The 14,206-nt window shown below is 69.9% G+C and carries 11 protein-coding genes; 9 read left to right on the forward strand and 2 right to left on the reverse strand.

What is annotated here, in order from left to right:
• Nucleotides 1–115 precede the first annotated feature (115 nt).
• The 6 genes from DVR07_RS02560 (at nt 116) to DVR07_RS02585 (ending at nt 9,668) form a co-directional block, all read left to right on the forward strand.
• Nucleotides 116–814 carry an ABC transporter ATP-binding protein gene (locus DVR07_RS02560; protein ID WP_115795214.1) on the forward strand — a complete coding sequence of 233 codons (699 nt, stop codon included), beginning with the start codon at nt 116–118 and terminating at the stop codon, nt 812–814.
• Entirely contained in the window at nt 814–1,845 is a 1,032-nt protein-coding gene (locus tag DVR07_RS02565; RefSeq protein ID WP_115795215.1) for a branched-chain amino acid ABC transporter permease, read from the forward strand. Before DVR07_RS02560 ends, DVR07_RS02565 begins: the two co-directional genes overlap by 1 nt.
• Before the next feature lie 196 nt (nt 1,846–2,041).
• Complete coding sequence (locus DVR07_RS02570; RefSeq protein WP_193570004.1) at nt 2,042–3,169, forward strand: branched-chain amino acid ABC transporter permease; 1,128 nt, start codon at nt 2,042–2,044, stop codon at nt 3,167–3,169.
• Nucleotides 3,166–4,194, forward strand: coding sequence for a 3-oxoacyl-ACP synthase (locus DVR07_RS02575; protein WP_115795217.1), 1,029 nt, complete (start codon nt 3,166–3,168; stop codon nt 4,192–4,194). Before DVR07_RS02570 ends, DVR07_RS02575 begins: the two co-directional genes overlap by 4 nt.
• Before the next feature lie 243 nt (nt 4,195–4,437).
• Entirely contained in the window at nt 4,438–9,024 is a 4,587-nt protein-coding gene (gltB, locus tag DVR07_RS02580) for a glutamate synthase large subunit (RefSeq protein WP_115795218.1), read from the forward strand.
• Between the two features lie 248 nt (nt 9,025–9,272).
• The gene (locus tag DVR07_RS02585; protein WP_115795219.1) at nt 9,273–9,668 is read left to right on the forward strand and encodes a hypothetical protein; all 396 of its coding nucleotides are present in this window, start codon (nt 9,273–9,275) and stop codon (nt 9,666–9,668) included.
• A 44-nt stretch (nt 9,669–9,712) separates the two neighbouring features.
• Here the strand turns inward: DVR07_RS02585 and DVR07_RS02590 are convergent, their stop codons facing one another.
• The gene (locus tag DVR07_RS02590; RefSeq protein ID WP_115795220.1) at nt 9,713–10,471 is read right to left on the reverse strand and encodes a GNAT family N-acetyltransferase; all 759 of its coding nucleotides are present in this window, start codon (nt 10,469–10,471) and stop codon (nt 9,713–9,715) included.
• A gap of 205 nt (nt 10,472–10,676) precedes the next feature.
• Here DVR07_RS02590 and DVR07_RS02595 point away from each other — a divergent pair, with 205 nt between their 5' ends.
• The 3 genes from DVR07_RS02595 to DVR07_RS02605 all read left to right on the forward strand — a co-directional run bounded on the left by DVR07_RS02595 (nt 10,677) and on the right by DVR07_RS02605 (nt 13,680).
• Complete coding sequence (locus tag DVR07_RS02595; protein ID WP_115795221.1) at nt 10,677–11,666, forward strand: NAD-dependent epimerase/dehydratase family protein; 990 nt, start codon at nt 10,677–10,679, stop codon at nt 11,664–11,666.
• A 219-nt stretch (nt 11,667–11,885) separates the two neighbouring features.
• Nucleotides 11,886–12,557, forward strand: a complete 672-nt coding sequence (locus DVR07_RS02600) for a hypothetical protein (RefSeq protein ID WP_115795222.1) — start codon at nt 11,886–11,888, stop codon at nt 12,555–12,557.
• A 73-nt stretch (nt 12,558–12,630) separates the two neighbouring features.
• Entirely contained in the window at nt 12,631–13,680 is a 1,050-nt protein-coding gene (locus DVR07_RS02605; RefSeq protein WP_115795223.1) for an NAD(P)-dependent glycerol-1-phosphate dehydrogenase, read from the forward strand.
• 37 nt (nt 13,681–13,717) lie between these two features.
• Here DVR07_RS02605 and DVR07_RS02610 read toward each other — a convergent pair whose 3' ends face one another.
• On the reverse strand, nt 13,718–14,194 hold the full coding sequence (locus tag DVR07_RS02610) for a DoxX family protein (protein WP_115795224.1): 477 nt from the start codon (nt 14,192–14,194) through the stop codon (nt 13,718–13,720).
• Nucleotides 14,195–14,206 lie beyond the last annotated feature (12 nt).

A 14,206-nucleotide genomic window follows, 5' to 3' on the forward strand; every position in this document is an offset into this window, starting at 1 on the left:
GGATGAAAGGGGCCGGCCGGGCGCGGGCCGGGGGCTTTCGAGAACCTCACGGCTCCGATTTCGAAGTCACTGTCGGAGCAGCTACTGACGAAAATCTAGCAAGGAGGACCCTATCATGACACTACTCGAAGTCGAGAACGCCCACACCTACTACGGCGAGAGCCACATCCTCGAGGGCGTCTCGCTCGAAGTCGAGGAGGGCGAAGTGGTCGCACTGGTGGGCCGGAACGGGGTCGGCAAGACCACCACGCTCCGGACCATCCTGCAGTTGACCCCGCCCCGCGAGGGGACGGTCCGGTACCGCGGCGAGGACGTGACCGGCCGGGAGACCCACGAGGTCGCCGACCGCGGCGTCGGCTGGATCCCCGAGGGTCGCCGGATGTTCACCCAGCTATCCGTCGAGGAGAACATCCGCGTCGCGGTGCCCAAGGACGACAGCGTCGACGCGGCGCTCGACCTCGCGTTCGAGACGTTCCCCGACCTCCGCGACCACCGCGACCGCGAGGCCGGCACGCTGTCGGGCGGCCAGCAGCAGATGCTGGCGCTTGCCCGCGGGCTGGTCGGCGACAACGACCTGCTGCTGGTCGACGAGCCCAGCGAGGGCCTCGCGCCGCTCATCGTCGAGCGCGTGGCCGAGGCGCTGGCCGACGCCGCGACCGACACGACCCTGCTGGTCGTCGAGCAGAACCTGCCGCTGGCGCTCGACCTCGCCGACCGGTTCTACGTGCTCGACAACGGCCAGGTGGTCGACGAGGGCGACGCCGACGAGACCTCGGCCGACGACGAGCGGCTCAGGAGGTATCTCAGCGCATGATGGACGTCGCCACCGCATTGACGAATCAAATCGCCCTTGCGGGGTTCGTCGACGCGCTCGGCCAGTTCCTCCGCCCGGAGAACCTCGCCTCGGTCCTGGTCGACGGCCTGGCGAAGGCCGCCATCTACGTGATGATCGCCGGCGGGCTCACCCTCATCTTCGGCCTGATGGGCGTGCTCAACTTCGCCCACGGGTCGATGACGATGATCGGCGCCTACCTCGGCGGCCTGCTGATGGTGTTCGCGGTCGGCGGGGCGACCGGCGCGGGGATGCGCCTGCTGACCTTCTTCCTCGCGCTCGCGGCGACGTTCGCGCTGCTCGCGGGTCTCGGCGGCGCGGTCGAGGTGGGCCTCATCCGCCGGCTCTACGACCGGCCGCCGGTGTACCAGATACTGCTGACCTTCGGACTGACGCTCATCCTCGACGAGCTGGTCCGCATCGCGGTCCTGTTCTACGGGATGCAGCCCACAAGCGACTGGCAGGCCGCGCTGGGAACCAAGCCGTCGTTCCTCGCCGAGTCGGTCGACCTCGGGCTCATCTCGGTCAGCGGCCTCTCGCTGTTCGAGATCGCGGTCGGGATCGCCACGGTTGCGGGTCTCTGGGCGTTCCTCACCCGGACGCGCTACGGGCTCATCATCCGGGCCGGGAGCGAGGACGCCGAGATGACCGAGGCGCTCGGCATCGACGTCCGTCGGGTGTTCACCGTCGTGTTCGCGCTGGGCGCGGGCGTGGCGGGCGCGGCCGGGACGCTGCTGATGTGGGACCCCGCGTGGGGCGCCAGCGTCCCGCTGGCGGCCGACACCCTGCTCCCGGCGTTCGTGGTCGTCATCATCGGCGGCCTCGGCACGTTCCGGGGCACCGTCGCGGCGGCGGTCATCGTCGGGATGGCCGACGCGACGACCACGTGGTGGTTCGTCAACCACGTCGACTTCGCCAGCCTACCCGAGATGACGGTCTTCCTCATCCTCGTGGCGATGCTCATCCTGCGACCCCAGGGCCTGTTCGGCGTCGAGGAGGTGGGCGGCCATTAGCACCGAAACCGCCGACGCTGACGCGGACCCCGATGCGGCCGCCGCCGAGGCAGACGGGGAAGAGGAGCCGGCGGCCGCGACCTCGTGGCCGGTCCGGTACGCCCGCGAGCAGTCGGTCCACCTCGCGGTCATCGCGTTCTTCGCGGTCTACCCGGCGCTCTACTCGGCGCTCATCAACTCGCCGGTCGGCGCCGAGATGGTGACGATTCTGCCCGACATCGAGACGATGATCGCGGTCCTCTACTTCGGGCTGTTCGCGATGTCGTTCGACTTCATCAGCGGCTACACCGGCTACCTCTCGTTCGGCCACGCGGCGTTCTACGGCACCGGGGCGTACTTCGTCGTCCTGGCGGCCAACGGGAAGGTCCCGCTGCTCGGGACGGCCACGCCGTTCGTCTACCTGCTGGTGCTCGCCGGCATCGCGGCCGCGGTGCTGGCGGTGCTCATCGGCGCGGTGTCGTTCCGGCTGTCGGGCGTCTACTTCGCGATGATCACGCTGGGCTTCTCGCAGGTGCTGTACGTGTTCATCCGCGACTGGGACTACGTGGGGTCGAACCCCCGCGACGGCCCCGCCGTGCTGGAGCGGACCGAACCGTTCAGCGTCGGGGTGCCGGGCGTCGACTCGCTCGATCTCGCCATCGGCCAACTGGCGGGCGACAGCATCGAGGGACTGCTCGGCTTCCTATCCTTCGGGACGACCGAGGTGTCCTACTACATGATCGGCCTCGTGGTGCTGGTCTGCTACTTCGCGATGCAGCGCATCATCCACTCGCCGTTCGGCCGGGTGCTGGTCGCCATCCGCGAGAACGAGGAGCGCGCCGAGGCGGTCGGCTACAACACCTTCTGGTACAAGCTCGGCGCGTTCGCGGTCAGCGCCTTCTTCGCGGCGGTCGCTGGCGGACTGTTCGCGGGCTTCCGGCGGTCGGTCGCCCCCGAGTCCAGCTTCTACTTCCTGGTGACCGGCGACGCGCTGCTGGCCTCCATCATCGGCGGGTTCGGCACGCTGGCCGGCCCGCTGTACGGCTGGCTGTTCGACGAGACTATCACCGAGTTCCTCTCGAAGACGGGCGAAGGCGGCGGGCTCCTCCCGTACCTCCGGGACCACCTCGGCGAGGCCACGATGGCGACCGAACTCTACAACGGACTCACGGTCGGGCAGGCCATCGACACGTTCCTGAACGGCCACGCCGAGCTGTACATCGGCGTCGTCTTCGTGCTGTTCGTGCTGTTCGTGCCGAACGGCCTGCTCGGGACGGTCCGGGACCGCCTCGGCGGCCCGGTTGCCAAACGAGTCGCCGCGAGACTCCGGGGTGACGAGCGGTGAGCGAAGGGGACGACTCCGCGGTCGTCCTCACGGGCTACGGTACGTACGTCCCGGACGAGGTCGTGACTGGCGAGGAGATCGCCGCAGAGAGCGGTATCCCCGAGGAGGTGGTGGTCGAGAAGATGGGGGTGCGCGAGAAGCGGGTCTGTCCGCCGGACGCCGACCACGCGACCGACATGTGCGTGAAGGCCGCCGAACAGGCACTCGCCGACGCCGACCTCCCCGCCGAAGAACTGGACATAGTGCTGTACCACGGATCGGAGTTCAAGGACTTCGTGGTGTGGAGCGCGGCCGCGAACGTGGCCGAGCGCCTGGGCGCCGAGAACGCCTACGCGGTCGAGAGCTACGCGCTGTGTGCGGGCGCACCCCTCGCGATTCGGCAGGCCAAGTCCCAACTGCTAGCCGACGCGCCCGAGACCGCACTGCTGGTGTCGGCGAGCCGGGAAGAGGACCTGGTCGACTACGCCAACGAGGACTCGTCGTTCATGTTCAACTTCGGCAGCGGCGCGTGCGCGATGGTCCTCGAAGCGGACTCGAACGCCGAGCGCACCCGGGCGGTGGTCCGAGAGAGCGCGGCGGTCACCGACGGCAGTTTCTCGGAGGACGTGGTGATGCCGGCCGGCGGCTCTCGAAATCCCGCGAGCCACGCCACCATCGAGGCCGGGCTCCACGCGCTCGACGTGCCCGACCCCGACGGGATGAAGGAGCGCCTCGCGGACGTGAGCTTGGCGAACTTCGAGACAGTCGCGGACGACGCGCTGGCGCGGTCCGGATACGCCCGCGAGGATTTGGACTTCGTGGCACTAACTCACATGAAGCGGTCGTTCCACGACTACCTCACCGACCGGCTCGACGTGAAGAACTACTACCTCGACGAGTACGGTCACGTCCAGAGCGTCGACCAAATCCTCGCGCTCGACGAGGGCCTGGAGCGCGATCTCATCGAATCCGGCGACGTGGTCTGTTTCCTCGCGGCGGGGACCGGCTACACCTGGGCCGCCACCGTCCTGGAGTGGCGCGGCTGAAGCTGGGCGGCTCGGAACCCGGTTCGCCCGTCCGCCGGCAATCTTTCCATCCGCCGACAGTATCGATTCGGATTGATTTCGGTGCGGCCGTAGCGTCCATCTACACCGAAATCGAGAGCCGGTACGGCGGAAGTGAACGTATCGCTGACGCGCGAATAAGTGATATTAACATCCTTATTTGGCATTAACATACCCTTAACCATTCAGGGTTAGCCTCTTTAGTGGGTTCGCGAATGTTGACCCATGGCCGAGCACCCACGTTCTGACTCGGGGGACCGCCACCCCGTACCCGACGGCGACCGACAGCTTCTCGCCGACCCGGACGACTACCGCGCGAACTGCGGCGTCGGCGTCGTGATGGACCTCGAAAACGGCGGCGGACACGACGTTCTCGCGGACGGTCTCGACCTGCTCTCGAATCTCGAACACCGCGGCACGACCGGCGCGGAGGAGGACACCGGCGACGGGGCGGGCGTCCTGCTCCGGAAGCCCCACGAGTTCTTCGTCGAGGAGTTGGGGGCCGACCTCGACGGAGCGTTCCCGGACCCCGACGAGTACGCGGTCGGGTCCGTGTTCCTCCCGAGGGACGACGAGGACGCCGGCGAGGAGCTGAAGGCGCTCGCCGAGGACGTCCTCGCCGACGAGGGGCTGGACCTGTTCCACTGGCGCGAGGTGCCGACCGACAACGCGGACCTCGGCCGAACCGCGCTCGACTCCGAACCCGCGGTCTGGCAGTGCTTCGTCCGGCCGGAGGGCGACCTCTCGCCGGAGGCGTTCGACGACCGGCTCTACGTCGCCCGGCGCGCGCTGGAGCAGACCGTCGAGGCCGACGCCCCGGCGGGTGCCGACCGGTTCTACGTCTGCTCGCTCGACCGTCAGACCGTCGTCTACAAGGGGCTGCTCAAGGGCGACCAGCTGGCGGGCTACTTCCCGGACCTCACCGACCGGCGCATCGAGAGCACGTTCGTCATGGTCCACGCCCGGTTCTCGACCAATACGCTGGGCGCGTGGCACCTCGCTCATCCGTACCGCAACGTCATCCACAACGGCGAGTTCAACACCATCCGGGGCAACGTCAACTGGATGCGCGCCCGCGAGAACGACCTCGAGGCCGAGTCGTTCGACACCGACCGGGTGACGCCGGTCGTCGCCGACCCCGAGGGCAGCGACACCGCCGCGGTCGACAACGCGCTCGAACTCCTGCTCCGTGGCGGCCGGGAGCTCCCCCACGCGCTCCGGCTGATGGTCCCTGAGGCCTGGCGCAAGGACGACGACATGGCGCAGGACCGCCGGGAGTTCTACGACTACCACGCCTCGCTGCTCGAGCCCTGGGACGGCCCCGCGCTCGTGGCGGCGACCGACGGCGAGCGGGTCGGCGCGGTGCTCGACCGCAACGGGCTCCGGCCCTGCCGGTACGACGTCACGACCGACGGCCGGCTCGTGATGGCCAGCGAGGCCGGCGCGCTCGACACGCCCGAGAGCGAGATCCGCGAGCGCGGCCGGCTCGAACCCGGCCAGCTCTTCCTCGCCGACCCCGAGGAGGGCCGCGTCGTCCCCGACGACGAGGTGTTCGACGGGCTGACCGACGAGAAGTACGGCGAGTGGGTCGACGACCAGCAGGTCGAACTCGGCGACGTCGCCGGGCCCGGCGTCGGCGACCCCGGCGAGGACCTCCGGGCGCGCCAGACCGCCTTCGGCTACACCCACGACGAACTCGACGAGCTGCTCGAACCGATGGCCCAGTCGGGCAAGGACCCCGTGGGGTCGATGGGCGACGACACGCCGCTGTCGGTGCTCTCGGAGTTCAACCGGCCGCTGTTCTCGTACTTCCGGCAGCTGTTCGCCCAGGTGTCGAACCCGCCCATCGACTACATCCGCGAGGACGTCGTGACCAGCCTCGAAGCCCGTCTGGGCAGCCAGCGCAACCTGCTCGACGAGTCGCCGGCCCACGCGCGCCAGCTCGTGCTCGACTCGCCGGTGCTGACCGACGACGAGATGGCCGGCGTGCGCGAACAGGACCGGATCGCCACCGCGACCGTCGACATCACCTACGACCGCGACACTGACCTCGAGACCGCGGTCGAGCGCGTCCGCCGCGAGGTCCGGGAGGCCATCGAGTCGGGCGCCGAGATCGTGGTGCTCTCGGACCGCGAGGTCGGCCCCGACCGGCTCGCGATCCCGAGCCTGCTGGCGACCGGCGCGGTCCACCACCACCTCGTCCGGAACGGCCTGCGCAACCGCGCCGGCCTGGTCGTCGAGTCGGGCGACCCCCGGACGGTCCACCACCTCGCGTGCCTGGTCGGCTACGGCGCGGGCGCGGTCAACCCCGCGCTCGCGTTCGAGTCGGTCGCCGACCTCGTGGCCGGCCCCGACGGGATGGACCGCGAGGCGGCCGTCGACGCCTACGTCACCGCGCTGGAGGACGGCCTCCAGAAGACGATGGCCAAGATGGGCATCTCGACGGTCGAGAGCTACCGGGGCGCCCAGATATTCGAGGCGGTCGGCCTCGACTCGGACTTCGTGGCCGAGTACTTCGAGGGCACCGCCGCGCGCACCGAGGGCGTCGGCGTCGAGGGGGTCGAGGCAGACCTCCGCGAGCGCCACGCCGAGGCCTACGGCGGCGGCGACGGCGACGACGTCGACCCCCAGCCCGAGCGCCAGGGCGAGTACGAGCACCGCTCGGCCGGCCGGCACCACGCCTGGAACCCCCAGACGGTCGGCGCGCTCCAGCGCGCGGTCCGGCAGGACGAGCCCGACACCTACGCCGAGTTCGCGGAAGCCACCAACGACCAGAACGGCGGGCTCCAGACGCTCCGGGGCCTGCTGGAGTTCGACGACGAGGGCCGCGAGTCGATCCCGGTCGAGGAGGTCGAACCGGTCGGCGACATCGTGAAGCGGTTCTCGACCGCCGCGATGAGCCTCGGGTCGCTGTCGCCCGAGGCCCACGAGAACAACGCCGTCGCGATGAACCGGCTGGGCGCCAAGTCCAACACCGGCGAGGGCGGCGAGCCGCCCGAGCGGTTCGGTACCGAGAAGGAGTGCAACGTCAAGCAGGTCGCCTCCGGTCGGTTCGGCGTCACCAGCTCGTACCTCGCCAACGCCGAGGAGCTCCAGATCAAGATGGCCCAGGGGAGCAAGCCCGGCGAGGGCGGCCACCTCCCCGGCGGCAAGGTCAACGAGATGATCGCCCACGTCCGGCACGCCACGCCCGGAGTCGGGCTCATCTCGCCGCCGCCCCAGCACGACATCTACTCAATCGAGGACCTCAAGCAGCTGGTCCACGACCTCAAGACCGCAAACCCCGACGCCGACGTGAACGTCAAGCTGGTGTCGGAGGACGGCATCGGCACCATCGCGGCCGGCGTCGCCAAGGCCAACGCCGACGTGGTCCACGTCTCGGGCCACTCGGGCGGCACCGGCGCGAGCCCGAAGACCTCCATCAAGCACGCCGGCCTGCCGTGGGAGCTCGGCCTCGCGGAGGCCAACCAGATGCTCCGGTCGACCGGCCTGCGCTCGCGCATCCGGGTGAGCGTCGACGGCGGGCTCAAGACCGGCCGGGACGTGGCGGTCGCGGCGCTGCTCGGCGCCGAGGAGTACGTCTTCGGCACGGCCAGCCTCGTCACTTCCGGCTGCGTGATGGCCCGGCAGTGCCACGAGAACACCTGCCCGGTCGGCGTCGCGACCCAGGACGAGGAGCTCCGGTCGCGGTTCCCCGGCCAGCCCGACCACGTCGTCAACTACATGACGTTCATCGCCCGGGAGCTCCGCGAGATCATGGCCGACCTGGGCTTCCGGACCGTCGAGGAGATGGTCGGCCGGGTCGACTGCCTCGACCAGCGCGAGACCGACCACCCGAAGGCCCGCAACCTCGACCTCTCGTCGGTCCTGGCCGAGCCGTCGGTCGGCGAGAGCTACGACGACGCCCGGACCAAGACCCGCGAGCAGACCCACGAGATCGACGACCACCTCGACCGCGACCTGCTCGCGGTCGCCGAGGAGGCCATCGTGGACGGCGCGCCGGTCGAGATCGAGACCGACATCGGCAACGAGGACCGCGCCGTCGGCGCGATGCTCTCGGGCCGCATCTCGAAGGAGCGGGGCACGGCCGGGCTGCCCGACGGCACCGTCTCGTGCTCGTTCCGGGGCACCGCCGGCCAGAGCTTCGGCGCGTTCCTCCAGTCGGGCGTCGACTTCCACCTCACCGGCGCGGCCAACGACTACCTCGGCAAGGGGCTGTCGGGCGGCCGGCTCGCGGTCGAGACGCCCGAGTCGGCGGCCTACGACCCGACCGAGAACAGCGTCGTCGGCAACGTCGCGCTCTACGGCGCGACCGGCGGCGAGGCCTACGTCAACGGGGTCGCCGGCGAGCGGTTCGGCGTGCGTAACTCCGGCGTGAAGGCGGTCGTCGAGGGCGTCGGCGACCACGGCTGCGAGTACATGACCGGCGGCGTCGTCGCGGTGCTGGGCGACACCGGCAAGAACTTCGCCGCGGGGATGTCCGGCGGCGTAGCCTACGTCTGGGACCGCCACGGCGAGTTCCGCGACAGGGTCAACCCCGGCATGGTCAGCCTCGAGTCGTCGCTGTCGGAGCGCGACGAGCGCGTCCTTCGCCGCCTCGTCGAGAACCACGCGGCCTACACCGACAGCGAGCGCGCCGAGGCGCTGCTCGACGACTGGGAGGCCGCGCTCTCGCAGTTCGTGAAGGTGATGCCCGACGCCTACCGGCGCGCGGTCACCGAGGAGGGCCGCGAGGACGTGCGCAACTCCCCGCCGCCGGCCGCGCGGAGCGAGGAGGACGTCGGCCCGCTCGTGCAGAGCGGCGCGGACTGAGGCGGACGGAGCGGTGCCGACTGTTCCGGACCGAGCCGGCGCCGACCGAATCGGTGCCGAACCGACCGGGCTGAGTTTTATACGCGAGGGCGGGACGAACTCCCGCCGTGAGACGTCGCAGACTCCTCTCGCTCGCCGGAAGCACCGCCGCCGCAGCCACCGCGACCCCGGGTTGCCTGTCGGCTCTTCCGGGCGCCGGTCCGCCGATAGACGTCGCGTGTCCCTCGTTCTCCGGGGGTGCCGAGTCGGTGTGCACCCACACAGCCTCGAGCCCGCCGGTCGTCCTTCGTCCCTCGTCGTGGACGCTGTCGACGGAGTCGAGTGTCTCGCTGGTGGTCACCTTCTCGAACCGGAGCGACCGCGAGGCTCACACCGGCCCGTTCCCGTCGCTGAAGCGGCGCGAGGACGGCGAGTGGACCCACGCCTGGCCGATGGTGAAGACGGGGACCGGACCCGACGTCGCGTCCGGCGGGTCGTACTCGTGGGAGTTTCTCTTCGAGAAGCAGGAGTCGTCCCGCGAGTCCGACGAGACCGTCGAGCTGTACTCGCTGGACCCGGGGACCTACGCGCTCGCGCTCGGCGTCGGCCTCGGCGACCGCAGTTTCCACTGCGTCGCGCCGTTCGAGGTCGGCGAGGAGGAGTGACCCGGTCGGACGCCGACCCGGGTCCCGCGGAGCGGGGCGACCGCCTACAGGTACGACGCGTCCCACCGCACCGGCTTCTTGGTGTTCCCGCAGTCGTTGCACTCCAGGCGCTCCATCGAGTCCATCGCGGTGTCGAAGCTCCCGCAGTTCGAGCAGAAGTAGCCGTAGAGGTCCTCGCCGTCGTCGTCGCTGTAGGCGGCGTAGAACGGGGCGTCCGAACCCCGCTCGCTCTCGGCCCAGTTGACGTAGAGGGTCTGGTCGTCGAACTCCCGGGCCTCGAACTTGGCCCTGCCCTCGTGGACGTAGACGTTCTCGACGTGGGTCTCGCCGCCGATCTCCCGGTCGCGATCGCTTGCCTTCTCGAAACCGTTTGCCTCGTAGAAGGTGCACCCGGCCTCGTTCTCCGCGAGGACCTCGGCCGCGATGCGCTCGACGCCCCGCTCCGAGAGGGTCGCCAGCGTGTGGTTGAGCAGGGTCGTCCCGACGTTCTCGTCGCGGCTGTCGGGGTCGACGTGCAACCAGAGGATGGTCCCGTCCCCTTCGGCCACGAGGTTCTGGGAGAAGCCGACGACCTCGTCGCCGGCGACCGCGACGAGGTAGAGCATCCCCTCCTCGCCGAGTTCGGCGTCCATCGCCTCGTCGGCGTACCAGTTCTCGACCGCGGTCCCGATGACCTCCTCGTCGAGAACGTCGGCGTACGACGCGCGGAGCGACTCCAGCGCGACGTTCCTGATCCCCTCGACGTCACTCGATTCGGCCTCTCGAATTTCGATTCCGTCGGACTCGGCCTCTCTCTGTCCCATGGGAACTTTATTCGACGTTCTCACTGATAAACGTTCCACCCGATTTGTGCAAATCGGCAGAAAACGCGTCGGAATCGGTATTTTCCACCGTTGAAAACGACAGTCGTCCCGATATACGGGCAAAACTATGCGTCCGTCAAATTATGCGGCCCCCGGATATTTCCGACTCCAGTAGGCCTTTGGGACGCGACGACCTTTCACCGCCATGGACTCCGCACTCGTCGTCGGCGGCACGCGGTTCATCGGCCGCCACCTCGTCTCGGAACTGCGCGACCACGGCTACGACGTCACCATCTACAACCGCGGGAACCACGACAACCCCTTCGCCGACAACGACGCGGTCGACCACTACGAGGGCGACCGGACCAACGAGTCGGCGCTGGAGCAGGCGCGGCGCGAGGTCGACCCCGACGCCGTCTTCGACTGCGTGGCCTACAGGCCCCGGGACGTCCGGGCCGCGACCGAGATATTCTCGGACGTCGACGCGTACGTCTACATCTCCAGCGGCGACGCCTACGGCAGCGAGGAGATCCCCAAGCGCGAGGGCGAGACCGACCTCCGGCCCTGCTCGCGCGAGCAGGCGACCGACGACTCGGGCGACACCTACGGCAACCGGAAGGCCGAGGGCGACCGGGCTATCGCCGCGGCGGCCGACCGCGGCGTGAACGCCTACTCCGTCCGCCCGTGCATCGTCTACGGTCCCCACGACTACACCGAGCGGCTCGACTACTGGATCGACCGGGTGGCCAACTACGACCGCGTCGTCGTGCCCGGCGACGGCGACAACGTCTGGCACCGCGCGTACGTCGAGGACGTCGCGAGCGCGCTCCGGGTGGTCGCCGAGGAGGGGACGCCCGGCGAGGCGTACAACGTGGGGGACCGCCGCCTCGTCACCATCGACGAGATGCTCGGCCTGATTGCGGATGCTCTCGACACGAGCGTCGACGTCGTCCACGCGGGCGAGCGCGAACTCGCGGCCGCGGACCTCGCGCCCGACGACTTCGTGCTCTACCGGGACTACCCCCACGTGCTCGACACCGACAAGCTCGCCGCGCTCGGCTGGGAGTCGACCCCGCTCGACGAGGCGATGGCTCGGACCGTCGAGGAGCACCTCGAGAGCGACCGCCACGGGAGCGAGTACGACCCGGGCCGCGACGCCGAGGAGCGCGTGCTCGGCGTGCTCGACACGCTCTGAGATCGGCAGTCTCGGTCCGCCCCGTTCCTGACAGTCCGCATCAACTTACCACCAGTTCCGGCCGCTGAAACCGTGACTAACGGCGTTAGCCCCGATTTGAGACCGTTCGCAGGTCCGCGCTACCGGTTTCAGGTGGCTGATAACAAACACCCCCGAGAACCATTGTGAATCCATGTCACTGTATCGTCCTCGACAGCCTCGCGGCCCGTCGCGCCGACGATGATCCGCGAGGCGATCCGGACGACCGTCAGGGGCGTGGGGGTGGTCCTGCTGACGGCCGTGGAGGTCACCGCGCTGTCGGTCTGGCTCGGGCTGGTCGCCGGGGTCGACCCGCTCTCGGCCTCGGCGCTGGTTGGGGTGGCCGGGCTGTTCGCCGGGATGCTCGTGGAGTCGCTGCTCGCCCACGTCACCGTCAACGGGTGGGGTCGGCCGGTGCCGGCCCAGGCGGTCGCGGGCCTCGCGGTGGCCGAGACCGCGCTGTGGGTCGGCTGGTTCGCGGCGGTCCAGTGGGTCGACGGACTGGTCGGCGTCGTGGTCGCGGGCGTCGCGTTCGCGGTCGCGCTCGTCCCGCGTCACACCGTCACCGACAACGCCGTCCGGGGCCGGCGCCCGCTGGCGTCGCTGGTCCGGCGGCCGACCGCGGGGCTGGCCGTGCTCCAGGCCGCGGGCGCGACGGCCTGGCTGCTCGTCGCCACCCGGATGGTGTACCTCCCGCACTGGCTGGTCGTACCTCCGGTCGACGGGTTCTCGGCCAACGCGGTCGTCGGGGCCGCCGCGCTGGCCCTGGCGGCGTTCGCGCGCCACCTGCTGGCGGTCAGGCACGCGCTCCGTCCCGCGCGGCGGTCCCGGCGGGCCGGGTGGCGGTCCTCGCGCACGACCCTCCGGGAGTAGGCCGGCGGGTCGTGCGCAATCGCAGCGAGCTGAGAGGTAAACTGTTTTCCCCGCCCGCGAGAGAGTAGCCTGCATGTTCGACAAAACCACGTGGATTCGCCTGCCGCGGAACGTGGTGGTGGGCCACGGCGTCCTCGACCGGACGGTCGAGGCCGTCTCGGAGCTCCACCTCCACGGCCGGCCGCTGGTGGTGACCAGCCCCACGCCGCGGAAGGTCGCGGCCGACCGGGTGGCCGCCGACTTCGAGGCGGCGGGCGACGACCCCGCGGTGGTCGAGATCGACGAGGCCAGCTTCGAGTCGGTCCAGCGGGTCATCGACGTGGCCCGGGAGGTCGACGCGGGCTACCTGGTCGGGGTCGGCGGCGGGAAGGCCATCGACATCGCCAAGATGGCCAGCGACGAGATCGGCCGCGGGTTCGTCTCGGTGCCGACCGCGGCGAGCCACGACGGCATCGTCTCGGGCCGCGGGTCGGTGCCGGAGGGCGACACCCGCCACAGCGTGGCCGCCGAGCCGCCGCTGGCGGTCGTGGCCGACACCGAGATTCTCGCGGACGCGCCGTGGCGGCTGACGACCGCGGGCTGCGCGGACATCATCAGCAACTACACCGCGGTCAAGGACTGGCGGCTGGCCAACCGGCTCCAGAACGTCGAGTACTCCCACTACGCCGCCGCGCTGGCCGAGATGACCGCCGAGATGCTGGTCGACAACGCCGACTCCATCAAGCAGGGCCTGGAGGAGTCGGCCTGGGTGGTCGTGAAGGCGCTGCTGTCGTCGGGCGTCGCGATGTCCATCGCGACCTCCTCGCGGCCCGCCTCGGGCGCCGAGCACCTGTTCAGCCACCAGCTCGACCGGATGGTGCCCGAGGCCGCGCTCCACGGCCACCAGGTCGGGGTCGGCACCATCGTCGCCGAGTACCTCCACGGCGGCGACTGGCGGGGCGTCCGGGACGCGCTGGCGACCATCGGCGCGCCCACCACGGCCGAGGAACTCGGCATCGACGACGAGACGGTCGTCGCCGCGCTGACCGCGGCCCACGAGATACGCGACCGGTACACCATCCTGGGCAACGGGATGAACGAAGAGGCCGCCGTCGAAGCGGCCGAGACGACGGGCGTCATCTAGCACGTCGGCCTCGCCGCTGAAAACGGATACCGGCGGTTCAGTCCGTCTTCCGGTCGTCCTGGCCGATTCGCAGGAACGCCAGCGCGCCGCCGAGCAGGGCGGCGTTCTTCAGGAAGTGAATCTGCTGCTGTTGCTTCTCCTCTTCGTCGTCGAGACTCCAGAAGTCGTGCATGACCGGCGTGACGCCCGCGAAGAAGGTGGCCGCCGCTCCGGCCGCGAGCCGCGGCAGCTTCCACGCCGCGATGCCGAGGCCGCCGAACAGCAGGCTCCCGCTGATGAACGGCACCGTGAGCTCGGCGTTCGGCGCGCCCTTGCTCTCGGCGTAGCCGATCATCTCGTCGAGGTCCCGGAAGTTGTTCAGCGCCGTGAACGCCAGCACGCCGCCGAACAGCACGCGGGCGAGCTTGAACGACGTCGAGTGGGTCTTTGGCCCCTCCTCGTCCGTCACGGCATCCTTGGCTTCCTGTACGGTTTCTGCGGCGCTCTCGGGTGATTCGCTGCCGAGTAGTGACACGGATCGAGGTAG

The organism is Halorussus rarus, from assembly GCF_003369835.1.
GTDB classification, from domain to species: Archaea; Halobacteriota; Halobacteria; order Halobacteriales; family Haladaptataceae; genus Halorussus; species Halorussus rarus.

Excerpts from the sequence above, each read along its gene's own strand:
- DVR07_RS02560 (WP_115795214.1), top strand. The coding sequence starts at position 116 with ATGACACTACTCGAAGTCGAGAACGCCCACACCTACTACGGCGAGAGC.
- DVR07_RS02570 (WP_193570004.1), top strand. The coding sequence starts at position 2,042 with ATGGTGACGATTCTGCCCGACATCGAGACGATGATCGCGGTCCTCTAC.
- DVR07_RS02565 (WP_115795215.1), top strand. The coding sequence starts at position 814 with ATGGACGTCGCCACCGCATTGACGAATCAAATCGCCCTTGCGGGGTTC.
- DVR07_RS02605 (WP_115795223.1), top strand. The coding sequence starts at position 12,631 with ATGTTCGACAAAACCACGTGGATTCGCCTGCCGCGGAACGTGGTGGTG.
- DVR07_RS02595 (WP_115795221.1), top strand. The coding sequence starts at position 10,677 with ATGGACTCCGCACTCGTCGTCGGCGGCACGCGGTTCATCGGCCGCCAC.
- gltB (WP_115795218.1), top strand. The coding sequence starts at position 4,438 with ATGGCCGAGCACCCACGTTCTGACTCGGGGGACCGCCACCCCGTACCC.
- DVR07_RS02590 (WP_115795220.1), bottom strand. The coding sequence starts at position 10,471 with ATGGGACAGAGAGAGGCCGAGTCCGACGGAATCGAAATTCGAGAGGCC.
- DVR07_RS02600 (WP_115795222.1), top strand. The coding sequence starts at position 11,886 with ATGATCCGCGAGGCGATCCGGACGACCGTCAGGGGCGTGGGGGTGGTC.